The 14,857-nt window shown below is 66.0% G+C and carries 16 protein-coding genes; 10 read left to right on the forward strand and 6 right to left on the reverse strand.

The window, feature by feature from the left end; genetic code table 11:
* The first annotated feature begins 34 nt into the window (after nucleotides 1-34).
* Together OM977_RS04250 and OM977_RS04255 are read left to right on the forward strand one after the other, a co-directional pair.
* Nucleotides 35-541: a hypothetical protein gene (locus OM977_RS04250; RefSeq protein ID WP_264356294.1), complete on the forward strand. Its 507-nt coding sequence runs from the start codon at nucleotides 35-37 to the stop codon at nucleotides 539-541.
* Nucleotides 542-604: 63 nt separating this feature from the next.
* Entirely contained in the window at nucleotides 605-1,327 is a 723-nt protein-coding gene (locus OM977_RS04255; RefSeq protein WP_264356295.1) for a hypothetical protein, read from the forward strand.
* On the opposite strand, the gene OM977_RS04260 is transcribed toward OM977_RS04255, so the two are convergent.
* Nucleotides 1,299-1,880: a PadR family transcriptional regulator gene (locus OM977_RS04260; RefSeq protein ID WP_264356296.1), complete on the reverse strand. Its 582-nt coding sequence runs from the start codon at nucleotides 1,878-1,880 to the stop codon at nucleotides 1,299-1,301. The genes OM977_RS04255 and OM977_RS04260 overlap by 29 nt on opposite strands.
* A gap of 123 nt (nucleotides 1,881-2,003) precedes the next feature.
* Between OM977_RS04260 and OM977_RS04265 the strand changes: the two genes are divergently transcribed.
* Nucleotides 2,004-2,477: a hypothetical protein gene (locus OM977_RS04265; protein WP_264356297.1), complete on the forward strand. Its 474-nt coding sequence runs from the start codon at nucleotides 2,004-2,006 to the stop codon at nucleotides 2,475-2,477.
* A gap of 17 nt (nucleotides 2,478-2,494) precedes the next feature.
* Nucleotides 2,495-3,544 (forward strand): alpha/beta fold hydrolase, encoded by a 1,050-nt coding sequence (locus OM977_RS04270; protein WP_264356298.1) that lies wholly within the window; start codon nucleotides 2,495-2,497, stop codon nucleotides 3,542-3,544.
* 64 nt (nucleotides 3,545-3,608) lie between these two features.
* On the opposite strand, the gene OM977_RS04275 is transcribed toward OM977_RS04270, so the two are convergent.
* From OM977_RS04275 to OM977_RS04285, 3 genes are all read right to left on the reverse strand, one after another.
* Nucleotides 3,609-4,871 carry an ABC transporter permease gene (locus tag OM977_RS04275; protein WP_264356299.1) on the reverse strand — a complete coding sequence of 421 codons (1,263 nt, stop codon included), beginning with the start codon at nucleotides 4,869-4,871 and terminating at the stop codon, nucleotides 3,609-3,611.
* Nucleotides 4,872-4,875: 4 nt separating this feature from the next.
* On the reverse strand, nucleotides 4,876-5,835 hold the full coding sequence (locus OM977_RS04280) for an ABC transporter ATP-binding protein (RefSeq protein ID WP_264356300.1): 960 nt from the start codon (nucleotides 5,833-5,835) through the stop codon (nucleotides 4,876-4,878).
* 91 nt (nucleotides 5,836-5,926) lie between these two features.
* Entirely contained in the window at nucleotides 5,927-6,190 is a 264-nt protein-coding gene (locus OM977_RS04285; RefSeq protein WP_264356301.1) for a YegP family protein, read from the reverse strand.
* A gap of 169 nt (nucleotides 6,191-6,359) precedes the next feature.
* On the opposite strand from OM977_RS04285, the gene OM977_RS04290 reads away from it, so the two are divergent.
* The gene (locus OM977_RS04290) at nucleotides 6,360-6,665 is read left to right on the forward strand and encodes an acylphosphatase (RefSeq protein WP_264356302.1); all 306 of its coding nucleotides are present in this window, start codon (nucleotides 6,360-6,362) and stop codon (nucleotides 6,663-6,665) included.
* 16 nt (nucleotides 6,666-6,681) lie between these two features.
* Here the strand turns inward: OM977_RS04290 and OM977_RS04295 are convergent, their stop codons facing one another.
* Nucleotides 6,682-8,469: a RecQ family ATP-dependent DNA helicase gene (locus OM977_RS04295; protein WP_264356303.1), complete on the reverse strand. Its 1,788-nt coding sequence runs from the start codon at nucleotides 8,467-8,469 to the stop codon at nucleotides 6,682-6,684.
* Nucleotides 8,470-8,620: 151 nt separating this feature from the next.
* On the opposite strand from OM977_RS04295, the gene OM977_RS04300 reads away from it, so the two are divergent.
* Complete coding sequence (locus OM977_RS04300) at nucleotides 8,621-8,956, forward strand: cupin domain-containing protein (protein ID WP_264356304.1); 336 nt, start codon at nucleotides 8,621-8,623, stop codon at nucleotides 8,954-8,956.
* A gap of 54 nt (nucleotides 8,957-9,010) precedes the next feature.
* Here the strand turns inward: OM977_RS04300 and OM977_RS04305 are convergent, their stop codons facing one another.
* Nucleotides 9,011-10,639: a PucR family transcriptional regulator gene (locus OM977_RS04305; protein WP_264356305.1), complete on the reverse strand. Its 1,629-nt coding sequence runs from the start codon at nucleotides 10,637-10,639 to the stop codon at nucleotides 9,011-9,013.
* A 133-nt stretch (nucleotides 10,640-10,772) separates the two neighbouring features.
* On the opposite strand from OM977_RS04305, the gene OM977_RS04310 reads away from it, so the two are divergent.
* The 4 genes from OM977_RS04310 to OM977_RS04325 all read left to right on the forward strand — a co-directional run bounded on the left by OM977_RS04310 (nucleotide 10,773) and on the right by OM977_RS04325 (nucleotide 14,804).
* Entirely contained in the window at nucleotides 10,773-12,038 is a 1,266-nt protein-coding gene (locus OM977_RS04310; RefSeq protein WP_264356306.1) for an alpha-hydroxy acid oxidase, read from the forward strand.
* 79 nt (nucleotides 12,039-12,117) lie between these two features.
* Nucleotides 12,118-13,020, forward strand: coding sequence for an ABC transporter substrate-binding protein (locus OM977_RS04315; RefSeq protein WP_264356307.1), 903 nt, complete (start codon nucleotides 12,118-12,120; stop codon nucleotides 13,018-13,020).
* A gap of 6 nt (nucleotides 13,021-13,026) precedes the next feature.
* Nucleotides 13,027-14,040, forward strand: a complete 1,014-nt coding sequence (locus OM977_RS04320) for an amino acid ABC transporter permease (RefSeq protein WP_264356308.1) — start codon at nucleotides 13,027-13,029, stop codon at nucleotides 14,038-14,040.
* Entirely contained in the window at nucleotides 14,037-14,804 is a 768-nt protein-coding gene (locus OM977_RS04325) for an amino acid ABC transporter ATP-binding protein (RefSeq protein WP_270103157.1), read from the forward strand. Before OM977_RS04320 ends, OM977_RS04325 begins: the two co-directional genes overlap by 4 nt.
* Nucleotides 14,805-14,857: the final 53 nt, after the last annotated feature.

The following is a 14,857-nucleotide window of genomic DNA, read 5'->3' on the forward strand; positions in this document are numbered from 1 at the left end:
AGACTGGAAGAACTTCACGACGCCGGACGGCCAGTTGACGTTCGACTACCCGGCGGAGTGGACTATCAAGGATCGGGCGGCAGAGGCCGCGCCGGGCGGCGTCTTTGTGGAGGTCCTGCGGGAAAACGGGAAGTCGATCGCTACCCTACGGACCAACATGGTCACCGGATCCGAATGCCTCGAGAAGTATCCGTACTCGCTTATCGACTCCGAGGAACTGCCGGCACTGGCGCAGGCGGGCCAGACGCCCCGCTTCGTCTTCGAAGGCCGAGCCAATCCCACCGCCACCGATGCTGCGGCGGCGAATCCCCTTGCCTACGGGATCACCTCCGGGCCTGAACCCTCCGGGCCGACGGCCTGCCCCATCTTCCACTTCTTTACGTGGCCTCCCAGCGGGGCGATGTTCGGCGGCGCCTACAATCCGTTCGACACGTCCCCCGGAAACCCCCCTCAGGTGGACACCCCGGAGGGCTACACCGAGACGGGTGAGTACAAGGACATCCGGAAAATGATCACCTCGCTCCGGCCGGCCGGGAAGTAAGCCGAGCGGCGGAACGGCGGCCGGACGGCGGGCGCAAGGATGGGGGCAAGAAGGCCAGCGGCCTTGGTATCCACCGCCCTGGGGCTCGCGCTGATGCTGGGGTCCTGCAGTTCGCCGGCCCAACCGACCCCGCCGCCGTCGGCTTCGTCCGCAGCGTCCGGTACCGCGACGACGTCCTCCGCATCGTCAGGTTCCGACGCCGCCGCGGCCACGCCGCCGTCGTCGGGCTGGAAGACTTTCACGACGTCGGACGGCGGGCTGTCCTTTGATTTTCCCGCCCGCTGGAGTGTTCGGGACCCCTCCGGGGAGATGCCCCTCGAAGGGGAGTTCGTGGACGTCGTCAACGAGGCCGGAAAGCCGATGGCAAGCCTGCGGACCAACATTGTCACCGGGGCGGAGTGCACGGAGAAGTACCCGTTCATCGTGTTCGACTCAGAGCCGCTGCAGGCCCTCGCCGAGGGCGGTGCCGCCGACACGCCGGTGCCCCGCTTCGTGTTCGAGGCGCGGGGAGATCGCACGGCTCCGGTGGCGGCGCTGCCCACCATCGCCGGTTACGGAATCACGATGGTCCCGGAGGAGACCGGCAGCACGGCCTGCCCCATGTTCCACCTGTTCCTCTGGCCGCCGAGCGGCGCCCTGTTCGGGGCGGCCTACAACCCGGAGAACAACACGACGCCGGGCGACCCGTCCCTGCCGTACCTGGAGAAGGCGAGGCTTTACGCGTCGACGCCCGAGTATCAGGACATCCGGAAGATGATCACGTCCCTGCGGCCGGCGGGGAAGTAGCGGGTCCCCTGTCGTGGACGTCGACGGCGTCGAGAATCGCCAGGGCGTCCTTGGCCCAGGCGATCGTGGCCTGGGCGGAGCGCTCGCCTGCCGCAACCGTGATCAGTGCATAGGGACTGTTGTCCCCCAGCTTGCCTCCCGCCAGCTCGGCCCGGGCCTCCTGCATGGCGGCAAGCTGGGCTTGGGCCTGGGCCTGCGCTTCGAGCACAAGCCCGCGGCAGGCCTCCGGACCGAGCTGCCGGCCGAAGAAGAGGCGCAGGAGCACACCGTTCCGGGGCTTGTTCGGCTGCGGCGCTTCGGCGAGAAGTTCGCGGAGCCGCGCCGTACCGGCCGGGGTGATGTCGTAGTTCGAGGAGCGGCCTCCGGCATTGTCCCGGCGGTCGACGAGTCCGGCGCGCTGGAGTTCCGCCAGGGCGGGATAGATCTGGCCGAAGCTCTCGCTCCAGAAATGTCCCAGGGTGTTCTTGATTTCTTCCCGAAGCGCGTAGCCGGACATCGGCAGAATGCTAAGGGCCCCGAGAACGGCAGTCTGCGTCTGGTCTGAGCGCGCCATCGGTACTTCTTTCTGCGAGAGCTAGCCAAAGTTGTCCATCGAAGTGTATCTTCCAGATAGCTTATATCTCAAAGATACATCTAGCGGACCGCGATCGGAACGCTCAACAGACAGGCATCTGGAATGGACATAAACACGGAGGCACCCTTTCAGTCAGCACGCGACGGCGTGGCCGACCCGGCCGGGAAAGCGGCAGCAGCACTTCTTCTAGGGGTGGCCGGATTCCAGGCCGCACTGGCGCTCGCGGCGCCGTGGGGCTCGGCAGCCTACGGCGGCGGGAATCCGGGAGTCCTCCCGCATTCCCTCCGCACCGCAAGCGCGGGGGCGTGCGGGGTCTACCTGTTGCTGGCGGCAGCGGCGGGAACTTCCTTCGTCCCGGCTGCCCTGCGCCGGCGGGTACTGTACGGGACGGCCGGCCTTATGGTGGTGGGAACCCTGATGAACCTGGCGTCCCCGTCCCTGATTGAACGGATGATCTGGACGCCAGTGACGGCGGCACTCGTTGTCCTGCTCTGGAGATCAGCGAAGGGCGAGGTGATTGCGTCGGAACCGGCGTTCTGGCACCGTTCAAGTTCCAGGAAGTCGCCGCAGCGCTAGACATCGAAAGGCCCGCCATGGGCATTGTTGCTCGCCGCCCCAAGAAGTCCTCCGCGGACCCCGTTGTGAACGACGCGGACCGCCAACTGGGGGTCCGGTCCGGGCAGTCGCGGCGGCGGCAACGGTCGAGGCGAGTTCTCCGCCGCATCGCTGTCGCCGTCCTGGCACTGCTGGGGCTAACGCTGGTTTCGACGGCGGTCAATCTGCTGCTCGAGCGGCACGAGCAGGCAACCATTGCACCGTATGGCGAGCGCATCGACATCGCCGGCGGCGCACTCAATGTGTACCGCAGCGGTTCCACCGGGCCGCCGCTGGTCCTCCTTAGCGGGCTGGGCACCCCTGCACCGGCCCTGGACTTCGCGCCGTTGATCCGGGAACTGGGTGACTTCAACGTGATCGTCGTCGAGGGATTCGGCTACGGCTACAGCGACCTCAACGCCAGCGAACGGAGCAACCAGAACATCAGCACCGAACTGCACGAGGTCCTCACTAAGCTCAACATCGCACGGCCGTATGTCCTGGGTGGGCACTCGATCGCCGGTTTCTACCTGCTGGACTATGCCAACCGCTACCCCGCGGACGTTTCGGCCGTGATCGGGATCGACCCGACGGTGCCGACGGCGAAGGAAGATCCGGGGGAGCTGCCTCTGCAAGCGGCCGGCTGGCTGCGGATGCTCTCGGTCACGGGGGTGGCCCGCTCGGTGGTGGCCGTGGCCCCGGGATTGGTGGACCCCGACGGGAACGCGTTTACGGCCGACGAACGGGAACGCATGCGCCTGATGACCAGTTGGAACCTGGGCAACCAGGCCGTCACTGACGAGACCGCCCGGATCGGGAACAATTCCGCCGCGCTCAGGGGAGTCCGTTATCCGGACGGGCTGCCGGTGCTGGCCTTCGTGTCCGGAGCCGGGGGACCGGAGGCGCTGGCCAAAGTGGCTGCTTTGGAGGAGCTGCTGAACAACGTAAAACGCCACCACATCGTCCCGCTGGACGGCGGCCACTACCTGCACTGGACCCACGCCAAACCGATGGCCGAGGCAATCCGGACCTTCCTCGCCGGCCGCTAGCGGAGCTGAGCCGAGTCGAGCCAAACGCAGCCGAGTAAAGCGGACGGCAATGCACCGTCCCGCGTCAGCGGCCCCGCATCGTCGGGGCCGCATCCGAGGCGGCGCGCCGCGATCTGGCCCTGAGCGCCGTCCGGATGTTGACCTTCGAGGTGTAGGAGATCGAGCCGTACTGGAAGAGCCGGACGGCGACACGGAGCATCAACGTGGCTCCCACAAAGAGGATCAGAATCACGATTCCGGCTTCGAGCGGGTTCAACGATCCGAAGCCGTTGCGCAGCAGCGCGGTGACCGGGGCGGAGAAGGGGAAGTAGGTGAAGATCTGCACAATTACGGAGTGCGGGTCGGAGACCACTAAAGCCACGGCGTAGAACGGCACGAAGATCAGCGCCATCATGACGCCGAGGACATTCCCCGCTTCCTTGGCGGTCGGCATCACTGCGCCGATGGCCACCAGCGTGGTGGTGAACAGGGCGAAGCCGCCGATCAGGATCAGGAAGCCGATGGTCATCCGGAGCGGATCGAAGATCAGCGGGGGCAGGTCAAGGGCCGCGGGGCTCAGCTGGTCGGGGACGAGCAGCCGTGCGATGAGGATGGGCGAGAGGAACACGATCATCTGGACCAGCCCGATCGCGAACAGCGCAATCACCTTGCCAGCGATCAGGGTGGTCGGTTTGAGCGTGGTCAGGATCATCTCCGTCACGCGATTTTCCTTCTCCTCCAGCGTGGAATTGAGCATCTGTCCGGCCAGGAGCACGATCAGCCCGTAGAAGATGACGAGGAAAACCAGCGGCGGAATAACGGAGCCCATGCCGCCGGATTCCTGCGTCCCCTCGTAGGTGACGGTTTCGATCTGGGCCTTGCCGGCGGCCAGGGTGGACAGCTCCGCTGAATTGATCTTCTGTTCGACGGCGCGGGTCAGCATGGCCTGCGCGACTGCGGCATACTTCCCGTTCTCAAAGATCCCCTTATCCGCCCCGTAAACCCGCACCACCTCAGTGTCCGGGCGGGCAGGAAAGTCGAAGTAGGCCTCCAGCGCCCCGGACTGCACGGCCTGGATGCCGGCCGCGGCGGACTCGGCCGGGCGGGCGCCGAAGAGGGCGGCGTCCTGGGGCGTGATCAGGCCGGAGGCGTCTGTGTAGGAGAGGGTGAACTCAGCGGAACTCTGCGCCTGCGACGCGGTGTCCGTCGTGGTGTTGCTCAGGAAGATCAGCCCGAACACCACCGCCATGACCACCGGGACGGACAGGGTTCCGATCCAGAACCGCCGCTTGGTCACGGTGCGGACGAACTCGAAGCCGATGACGGTTCCGAGATTGTGCTGGGCCACGGCCTTACACCTCGTCCCCCACCAGGGCCGTGGCGGGCGGCGCGGCTGCGGGGGAGGAGCCGGGGGCGTTCTGGTCGCCGTAGACCCGGATGAAGATGTCCTCGAGGGAGACCTTGGTGGTGGTGAAACTGCGCACCCGCACGCCGGCGTCGATCAGGTCCTTGAGGATGGCCGCCTCATCGGTGGTGTCGGTGATGCTCAGCTCGGCGTAGTTGGTTTCCTCGAGCACGACGTCGTAGTGGCGTGAGCGGGGGATGGCACCGCTGTACTTGACCCGGATAATCCTGCCGCCGTACTTGTTTTGCACCTCATCGATGGTCCCGTAGGCTTCGGCGGTGCCGTCCTTGAGCAGGATCACGCGGTCGCAGAGGCGCTCAACCTCTTCCATCTGGTGGGTCACCATCACCACAGTTGCGCCGGCCTGTTTTTGCTCGGCGATGATCTCGATCAGCAGGCGCCGGTTGACCGGGTCGAACCCCTTGGTCGGTTCGTCCAGGATGAGCAGTTCGGGGCGGTTCATGATGGTCACACCGAGCTGGACCTTCTGCTGCTGGCCGCTGGAGAGCTTGTCCAGCAGGGAACCGGCCTTGTCCGCCAGGGCCACCCGCTCGAGGTACTGCAGGGACCACCGGCGGGCCGCGCGCTTCTCCACGCCCTTGAGCCTGCCGAAGTAGGTCATGATGTCGATGACCTTTTCCTTCTTGTACAGGCCGCGTTCCTCCGGGAGGTAGCCCAGCCTGTCCCCGTGCTCGGGCTTGAATTCGCGTCCGTTGATGTGCAGGATGCCCGCGGTGGGCTCGTAGATCCCCAGCAGGGCACGGATCGTCGTCGTCTTCCCGGAGCCGTTGCTGCCCAGGAAACCGAAGGTCTCACCGGCATAAACGTCGAAGGACAGGTCCCGGATCACCGTGGTGTTCCCGAAGTCCATCCGGAAGCCGCTGATGTGGACCCTTGGTTCGTCCATGGCTGCTCCCGCCTGAGCCGGGCCACCGCAGCCCGGCCGTTACTCAATCTGCCTGGCCAGGCCCTGAACCGGGCCTCAGCCCTGCCTAGACCTACACTGCGGGGAAGTGCGGGTGGCGCCGGTGCGAGGGGGTGGGGACGCCGGGCCTGTTCCTGCCTGTCCCGCCCCAGGCGTTGGTGCGGGTCTCCCTGATCAGGCCGGTGCCGGCGCACTCGCGCACAGCCATGATGCCGTCAGCGGCCGCGCGCTTGTCTGCGTAGGCCTTCGAAATGGCCAAAACCGTACCGTCCGCCCCGAGCAGGCGGAACCGGACGTTCGACTCGGCGTCGGTGTAAATCTCGAATTGTCCTGCCATTGTTCTGTCCCTTCGCGCAACCACCGCGGGCGGGTCTGGCACGTCCCTGTGCCGATGCCGTTTTCTCGACAGGTCCCCCGGTGCTCCTGACAAGCCTGCCCCGAGGGCCAGGGCCGGGTAAGGGGCGAAAGTCCCGATGTCCCGCCCAGGAGGGGCGATACATTGGAGCATGGCTGAGTTGCAGGACGACGATTCCGGGGAGCGAGTTCGGCTGACGGCGAGGGCGGACGGCAGGGTGCAGGCCGTCGGCTTCCGGTACTGGACCGTGCGTAAGGCGGCGGAGCTCGGGCTGACCGGCACCGTCCGGAACAACGACGACGGTTCGGTTGGCATCGTGGCGGAGGGACCGCAGACGGCGGTACTTGAGTTCCGGCGATGGCTGCGCTCGCCGGCAGCGCCGGGACGCGTGACCAACGTGGAGGAACGGGTCTCGCCGGCCACCGGAGAGTTCAAGGACTTCGACGTCGCGTATTGAGCCCGTCAGCCACGGCTCACTCCCGTGACCGGCTGAGCAGCCCGTGCTCCACCACCGCCGGCAGGGACAGGGTCTTGTACCCCTCCTGCTCGAACAACACGGTGATGACATCGTCCTCATGCCGCATCACCAGGCCCGGGCCCCACTCCTTGTGGACCACGCCGGACTGGAGCGGAAACAGCTGGGAGCTGTCGTCCGCTTCGGCCGCTGCGCCGTCGCCGTCGCCCTCCTGTGTACCGGCGGACGAAGCGGCGGCGTCGGTGCAGCTGTCGCAGTTGCCACAGCCCTCGGGAAGGTCCTCGCCGAAGTAGCCCAGCAGGTACTGGCGGCGGCAGCCGTCGGTCTCGGCGTAGCCGCGCACCATCTCGATCCGGGAGTGGTCCATCCGCTGCCGGGCTTCGGCGAGTTCGACGGCGGCGGCCACCACCTTAGGCAGCTTCGCGCCGGCGTCGAGCTTGACGCCGCGCTTTCCCACCTTGACTCCCCGCGTCTCCTGGAGCTGGTTGAGCAGGCCGGTCAGCCTGCGGGGAGAGAATCCGGTTGACTCCGCCAGAGCGGCCTTGCTCAGCGGGCCGTCGGAGCGGTGGAGGGCGGAAAGGACGGTCAGCAGCGAGTCTTCGTCCGGGCTGTGGGTGCCGAAGAACCGGCGCAGGCCGAGGTCCTCGGACCGGTAATGCAAAACAGCCAGGGCAGGTTCGCCGTCGCGGCCGGCGCGGCCGATTTCCTGGTAGTAGCTGTCCAGCGACTCGGTGATGTCAGCATGGACCACAAACCGGACGTTGGGCTTGTCGATGCCCATGCCGAAGGCCGTCGTCGCGACCACCACGTCCAGCTGGTCGTCCATGAACAGCTCGTAGACGCGCTCGCGGTCCTCTTTGCTTCGCCCCGCGTGATAGGCCTCGGCGCGCAATCCGCGTTTGACCAGTTTCTCCGCGTACTTCTCTGTGTCCTTGCGTTTGGCCGCGTAGACAAGACCGGGTCCAACGAGCCCGCGGATCGAGCCGGACACCAGAGCCGAAACCTGTTCGACGACGGCCCGGCGCTTGGCCTTGTCCTCCTGGTGTCGGATGACCTCGAGCCGGATGTTGGGCCGGTCGAAGCCATGGACCAGCACCAGCGGGTCCTTCATCTGCAGCCGCTTCCGGATCTCCTCGCGCACCGGCCGGGCCGCGGTTGCGGTGAGCGCCGCTACCGGCGGATTGCCAAGCCTGCTGTGGACGGCGCCCAGCCCGAGGTAGTCAGGCCTGAAGTCGTGGCCCCAGGAGGAGACACAGTGCGCCTCGTCAACGACGAACAACGATATGTTGAGGGCCGCGAGCCGGTCCACGGTGGCTTCTTTGGCCAGCTGTTCCGGGGCGAGGAAGACGAAGGCGGCGCTGCCGCTCTCCGCGGCCTGCCAGGCTTCCTCCAGCTCGGCGGCGCTGTGGTGGGAGTTGATGGCTACCGCCGTCTGCGGGCCAAGGCGGGTGTTGAGGCTGTCGAGCTGGTCTTCCTGCAGGGCGATCAAAGGGGAGACCACGACGGCGAGGCCGGGCCGGTCAGTGCCGCCCTCCCGCTGGCGGATCGCCAACGCCGCGACCTGGTAGACGGCGGACTTGCCGTAGCCGGTCGGCATGACCGCCAGGACGTCACGGCCCGCGGCGAGCGCGGCCATGCCGGCAAGCTGTCCCTCGCGGAGGTGCGGCAGGTCAAAGGTTTCGGCAGCAAACCGGCGCAGTTCGGCGGAGGATTTCTGCTCTGCGGGTGGGGGAGGAGTGGCGGTCGAAGGGGAGTCGACGGCAGGGTCTTCAATGGCCTTGGTCATGGCGGTGCTCCGGTAAGGGACGTTCCGTGGCCGGTTGGCTTCAGCCGTTCCACTAGCCTAACGCCGATTGCCCGGCCGTGTCCGGGACGAGCGCGCATGTTGGGGCCGAAGGATCCTCGGCACGGCGGCCGATTCTAGGTACGGTGGGCCCATGCAAAAGATTTCGATCGACGCCCTGGCCCGACAGCAGATCGCGGCAGCTGTGGCGGCTCCGAGCGGGCGGGCCGCCGACACGGTATTCGGCGGCCACGAAAAAGTGCTTCGGCAAACCGTCATGGCGTTCCGGGCGGGAACCCAGCTCAGCGAGCACCTGAATCCCGGTGAGGCCACCGTGTTTGTGCTCCGTGGCTGCGTGCGGCTGCAGGCAGGCAACGAGTCCTGGCAGGGAAAGGCCGGAGACCTCCTGATTGTGCCGGACGGGCTTCACAGCCTGGAAGCAGAGGAGGACTCGGCGATCCTCATGACGGTGGGGAAGACGGACCGCTAGGTCGACCAGCCCCGGGGATCAGCGCGTGGGCGGGCCACGCTCAAATGCGGGCGCCTAATTGCGCCGTGCCCACAGCTGCAGCCATACGAGCAGACGCGTTTCGGCGTCGTCCAGGTCGATCCCGAAGAGGGATTCCACCCGCGACAAGCGGTACCGGACCGTGTTGACGTGCACGTCCAGGGACTTTGCGGCCTCGATCGCGTTGCCGCCGCAGCTGAGGTAGGCGTGGATGGTCTCCTCGAAAGCCTTTTTATGCTGTTGGTCGTATTCCGCGATCCTGAGCGCGATGGCGCCGGGCAGTTGGCCCGCCGTCGTCAAGGAGGACACCATCCGGCGCAACTGCAGGCGGGAGCCGAGGGAGTCGTCGTCCGCGACCACGTCATCCGAATCCGCGGAGATACGGCCTTCGGTGACGTTGCGGACCAGCTCGGACAGAACCAGTTCCGCGTTGACTCGGGACTGCGCCAAGCGGTCGATCGGGGCTGCCGTACCGAGCGCCGCCAGGACCGGGCGCGCGAGAAGCCGCCGTGCGTTCTGCACTATTTTCAGGAGCGCGGTTCGCTGGAATTGCCGTGAGGACTCGGTGGTCTGCGGCAGGACAATATAAACAATGTTGTCCGAGAGCCCGCAGACCGCCGACGGCAGCCGGATGGCGCAGGCGGTCCGGACGGTGTCGAAAAGCCGGAGGCGCGATTGCAGGGTCTCGGCCGCTATCGCGTCGGCGGGCCAGATCCCCAGGGCTGCAACGCGGACGGACCCGGCCGAGATTCCCAGCCTGATGGCGGCAAGCTCGGCGCGTTCCGGCTCGAACAGTAGCGGCTGGACCAGATCTATCTGGCGGGTCAGGTTTGAGACATAGGTCGTTCGTTTATGCAGGATGTGGAGCGCCGCAACGTTGGCGGCCTCCCGCAGGATCCGGTCCGCACCCTCGTTGGAGTGCTCCGCGAGTTCAAGGAGCCAGAGCGAGCCCAGAACGGCGTCGCCGGCCCGGATGGCGATAGCGGTCCGGCGAAGCAGCGGATCCTCCGTCGCCACGTTCAACGGGTTACTGGAGGCGTGGACACGTCGGTAATCCCTGTCCGTTTCCACGGAATGCGGCACATGCAGCCGCAGGATGGAACTCCGGCGGGTCTCATCGATGGGCTGGTCGGGGAGTGTTGAGTACGCCAGAATCGTCTGTTCGGGGTCGGCGATCGCGATGGCACCGCCGGCCTGGGCCGCAACTGTATTTGCCAGATCGAACAGGTCGCCGGGCCGGATGTCCACCAGCGTGCGCCCCGACTGGCGGTGCGGGATGACGGCGGCGTCCATGATCTCCGCGAGCTGATGCCACGGAACAGAGTCTGACGCCCGGAAGAGGGCCATCCCCGTTTCCCGGGCGGCCGCCCGGAGCGATTCATCGGAGGCGCCGTTGGTCTTGTAGACCACAGCCACGTAACCCGCCTCGCTGAGCTCCCGGATCTTCGCGCGCAGACGCTTGCCGGACAGCGACAATCCGATGGCCAGGGCCACGGCGCCCGGGAACCTGGCGGGCGGGGCGGTCGAGTCGTAGAGAACCGAGCCAGCAACAAGCTGCCGGCTGTCGGCCGGCATTTCAATGAGGCTGAGAATTTCCGAACCGGCCGAGCGGGCCACGTCCGCCAGGGTGGGCAGGGCATGCCCCGCCGCCGGAGCGGCCGTCATCGATTCACGGCACGTTGCGTTTGGTAGTTGCTACTAATGACTGGCCCCTCAATTTGTCGCGATCTCCATAGTGGCGCGGAGTTTCAGTTCCTACGCTGAACCATAACGCAGGACAGCAAACGGAAGGCCCTCCTTGAAAATTAGCGAAGCCCGGCAGCTCATTCAGGTCAAGGCCCCCGTGTTTTCCCGACGACGGCGCGTGCTCGCCAACGCTTTCAACGTGGAGGAGTACCGGCAAGCAGCGCGGAAGGTATTGCCGGCGGGGATATTTGACTATCTGGACGGCGGATCCGAAGACGAGGTGACGCTCCGCCGCAACCGGGCGGTCTTCGACTCCTGGGCGCTCATGCCCAGCTGGGGTCCTGTGTCCGGGCCGGATACCGCTACCACCCTCCTTGGCAAAGACAGCGCCCTCCCGCTCACCCTGACCCCGACAGGCGCGACCCGGCTGTTCCACCCCGAAGGTGAGCTGGCTGTCGCGGCTGCCGCGGACCGTGCCCGGATCCCCTATGGTCTGGCCGGCCTGAGCACGGTGCTGATGGAGACGGTCGCGGAGCGCCACCCGTCCCTCGACCGCTGGTTCAACTTTGGGCTCACCTCGGACGCGAAAGCGCTGAAGGCGAAGCTGGCGCGCTGCGAGGCGGCCGGGTTCAACACGCTGATAGTCGGCGTCGATACGCGGGCATTGGGTTCGCGGGAACGGGACCTCCACAATGGATTCACCGCCCCGCCGGCGCTGACGCTCTCCACCATCGCGGACATCGCCCGGCATCCAAACTGGTGGGTAAATTTCCTGACCTCGGACGGCATCAGTTTCCCCAACCTGGATCCGCGCAGCGCCGCCGCCTCCTCCATGGTCACCCCGTCCATGTGGCAGCACATCCTGGGCCACTCGGATGCGACCAGTGGATGGCCGGAACTGGAGGCCTTGCGCCAGGCCTGGAGCGGGAAGATCGTGCTCAAGGGCTGTGTTAACCCGGCCGACGTCGCGAAGGCTGCTGGTATTGGTGTGGATGCCGTCCAGTTGAGTAATCATGGCGGCCGCCAGCTGGATCACATGCTGAGCCCGATGGATGTCCTGCAGGAATCCCGGCAGCGGGTGGGTGATTCGGTCGAGATCTACGTGGACTCCGGCGTCCGCCGGGGAAGCGACATCCTCAAGGCCCTGGCGCTTGGAGCCGACGCCTGCTCGATCGGACGGGCCTACCTCTATGGCTTGGTGGCGGCCGGAGCGCCCGGTGTCGAGCGCGTCATCGAGATTTTCGCGGATGAACTCCGGCGTACGATGACGCTAGTAGGAGTTTCCAGTATTCCCGAATTGAAGGCGCGTGGGGGTGAAATTATTCGCGACATCCGTCATTCCCCGGAAATTCTTGAAACGACCGTCTCCCTGCAATAACTATTTTCGAATTAGCACACCGTGCCTTCCCGCAGCGTCGCGGGAGACCCCACAAATCCCCGAACAGCTAAAGGAAACCATGCGCACTCGCTACCTGCTTCCCGTTCTCACCGTAGTCACGGCAATGTCGCTTTCGGGCTGCGTGAACAACAGCGAACCGGCCTCCACCGCGGCAGCGTCCGGAACGGCCGACGCCGTCACCGTGAAAAAGAACGACTCCATCGCGGCGTCGCTTCCCGAGAAGATCAAGTCCGCGGGTGTCCTTAACGTCGGTATGGCCAACAATTACCCGCCCAACGAGTTCAAGGACGAGAACGGTGCACCTGCCGGCTGGGCCGTGGACCTGACCAAGGCCCTGGGCGACGTGCTCGGCCTGAAGGTCAACTTCGACATCGGTACTTTCGACAACATCCTCCCGTCCGTGAAGGCCGGAAAGGACGACCTGGGCGTGTCCTCCTTCACCGACACCCTGGAACGCGAAAAGCAGGTGGATTTCGTGAACTACTACTCCGCCGGAATCCAGTGGGCCGCCCCGAAGGGTAAGACCGTTGACCCCGAGAACGCCTGCGGGCTCAAAGTCGCCGTCCAGGCCACCACCTACCAGGACACGCACGAGGTGCCCGCGAAGTCCAAGGCCTGCACCGACGCCGGAAAGCCGGCCATCGAAATCTTCAAGTACGACGCACAGGACCAGGCGACCAACGCCCTCACCGTTGGGCAGGTCGACGCCATGAGCGCCGACTCGCCGGTGACCCTTTACGCGATCTCCAAGACCAAGGACAAGCTGCAGACCGCCGGCGACGCCTTCGAGGTTGCGCCGTACGGGATGCCCGTGGCCAAGGACAGCGCCTTCACTCCGGTCCTCCAGAAGGCACTCCAGGCGCTGATCGACGACGGCACCTACAACAAGATCCTGTCCAAGTGGGGCGTCGAGTCCGGCGGGGTCAAGACGGCAACACTCAACGTGGCAGCCAAAGGGTAACCAGACATGAGCGAGCCGAAAACCGACAGAATGACCGGGGCCGGGCCCGGCCGTTCGTCCCGGGCGGGCGGCGGGACAGTCGAGGAACCGACGCCGATCGTCGCCGTCCCGCTGCGGCACCCGTGGCGGATCCTGGTGGCCGTGGTCCTGGTCCTGATGCTCGCGGTCTTCGTGCTGGACGCCGCCCAACGTCCGGACTACGGCTGGCCCGAGGTTGGGAAGTACATCTTCGACCGCCGGATCAGCCAGGCAGCCTGGGTGACACTGTCGCTGACGGTCTACGCCATGGTGGGTGCCATCGTTCTGGGCCTGCTGCTGGCCATCATGCGGCTTTCGCCGAACCCGGTGCTGCGGAGTGTGGCCTGGTTGTACATCTGGGTGTTCCGCGGGACCCCGGTTTACGTGCAGCTTGTCTTCTGGGGCATCGTGGCGTTGATCTACCCGGTGTTCACCTTAGGCATCCCGTTCATGACGCCGTGGGTGACCATCCCGAATGAGATCTTCACCAACCTGTTCATCACCGCAGTGATCGGGCTGGCGCTTAATGAGGCCGCCTACATGTCCGAGATTGTGCGCGCGGGGCTGTTGTCCGTGGACCAGGGCCAGGAGGAAGCCTCGACGGCGCTGGCCATGTCCTGGGGACAGACCATGCGGTATGTCGTGGTTCCGCAGGCCATGAAGATCATCATTCCCCCCACCGGCAATGAGGTGATCTCGATGCTCAAGACCACCTCCCTGGTGGCGGCGATTCCCTTGAGCGTTGACCTCTATGGCGTGTCCCGGGGCATCTCCGCCGTGACGTTCACGCCGGTACCGCTGCTGATCGTGGCGTCCCTCTGGTACCTGCTCTTCACGTCCGCCCTGATGGTGGGCCAGCACTTCATTGAAAAGCGGTTCTCCCGGGGAACCGGACGGCTCAAGACCGGCAAAGAACCGGCATCGCCGGAGCCGGCCCCGACGGCGGTTCCGGGCACCGTTCCGGGCGGGCCGCTTGGCACAGACTTTGGAGGAAAGGGATGACGGACATGCCAATGGTCCTTGCAGACCGGGTTTCGAAGAACTTCGGCGCCAACAGGGTGCTCCGCGGCATCAGTCTGGAGGTCAACGCGGGTGAAGTGCTCTGCATCGTGGGGCCCAGCGGTTCGGGGAAATCCACGTTCCTGCGGTGCATCAACCACCTGGAACGGGTGGATGCGGGGCGGCTCTCGGTCGACGGGCAGCTGGTCGGCTACCGCCAGAAGGGGGACAAGCTCTACGAACTGAAGCTCAAGGAAGCGGCCCTGCAACGCCAGGAAATCGGAATGGTGTTCCAGCGCTTCAACCTGTTCCCGCACCTGACGGCCGTGGAGAACATCATCCTGGCTCCGATGCGGGTGAAGCGGCTGTCCAAGGCCGCCGCCACTGCCCGGGCCAGGGAACTGCTGGAACGTGTGGGCCTGGGCGACAAGGGAGACCACTACCCGGCGCATCTGTCGGGCGGACAGCAGCAGCGCGTGGCGATTGCCCGCGCCCTCGCCATGGACCCGAAGCTGATGCTCTTCGATGAACCGACGAGCGCGCTGGACCCGGAACTGGTGGGTGAGGTCCTCGACGTCATGAAGGAGCTGGCCCGGACCGGCATGACCATGATCGTGGTGACGCACGAGATGGGGTTCGCCCGGGAGGTGGCGGACACGCTGGTCTTCATGGATGAGGGCGTAGTGGTGGAGGCCGGACCACCGCGGCAGGTCCTCAGCGATCCGCAGCATGACCGAACCAAGGCGTTCCTCTCCAAGGTCCTGTGACTCCGAGGGGCCTGTGGCTCCGGCGGCTGACACGGAGCTCTGATCGGCAGCAA

Source organism: Pseudarthrobacter sp. MM222, from assembly GCF_947090775.1.
GTDB lineage: Bacteria > Actinomycetota > Actinomycetes > Actinomycetales > Micrococcaceae > Arthrobacter.

Bases quoted from the DNA above. Each gene is read 5' to 3' on its own strand.
- OM977_RS04295 (WP_264356303.1), bottom strand. From the start codon at position 8,469: ATGACCAAGGCCATTGAAGACCCTGCCGTCGACTCCCCTTCGACCGCC.
- OM977_RS04270 (WP_264356298.1), top strand. From the start codon at position 2,495: ATGGGCATTGTTGCTCGCCGCCCCAAGAAGTCCTCCGCGGACCCCGTT.
- OM977_RS04325 (WP_270103157.1), top strand. From the start codon at position 14,037: ATGACGGACATGCCAATGGTCCTTGCAGACCGGGTTTCGAAGAACTTC.
- OM977_RS04305 (WP_264356305.1), bottom strand. From the start codon at position 10,639: ATGACGGCCGCTCCGGCGGCGGGGCATGCCCTGCCCACCCTGGCGGAC.
- OM977_RS04290 (WP_264356302.1), top strand. From the start codon at position 6,360: ATGGCTGAGTTGCAGGACGACGATTCCGGGGAGCGAGTTCGGCTGACG.
- OM977_RS04280 (WP_264356300.1), bottom strand. From the start codon at position 5,835: ATGGACGAACCAAGGGTCCACATCAGCGGCTTCCGGATGGACTTCGGG.
- OM977_RS04320 (WP_264356308.1), top strand. From the start codon at position 13,027: ATGAGCGAGCCGAAAACCGACAGAATGACCGGGGCCGGGCCCGGCCGT.
- OM977_RS04315 (WP_264356307.1), top strand. From the start codon at position 12,118: ATGCGCACTCGCTACCTGCTTCCCGTTCTCACCGTAGTCACGGCAATG.
- OM977_RS04300 (WP_264356304.1), top strand. From the start codon at position 8,621: ATGCAAAAGATTTCGATCGACGCCCTGGCCCGACAGCAGATCGCGGCA.
- OM977_RS04260 (WP_264356296.1), bottom strand. From the start codon at position 1,880: ATGGCGCGCTCAGACCAGACGCAGACTGCCGTTCTCGGGGCCCTTAGC.
- OM977_RS04265 (WP_264356297.1), top strand. From the start codon at position 2,004: ATGGACATAAACACGGAGGCACCCTTTCAGTCAGCACGCGACGGCGTG.
- OM977_RS04285 (WP_264356301.1), bottom strand. From the start codon at position 6,190: ATGGCAGGACAATTCGAGATTTACACCGACGCCGAGTCGAACGTCCGG.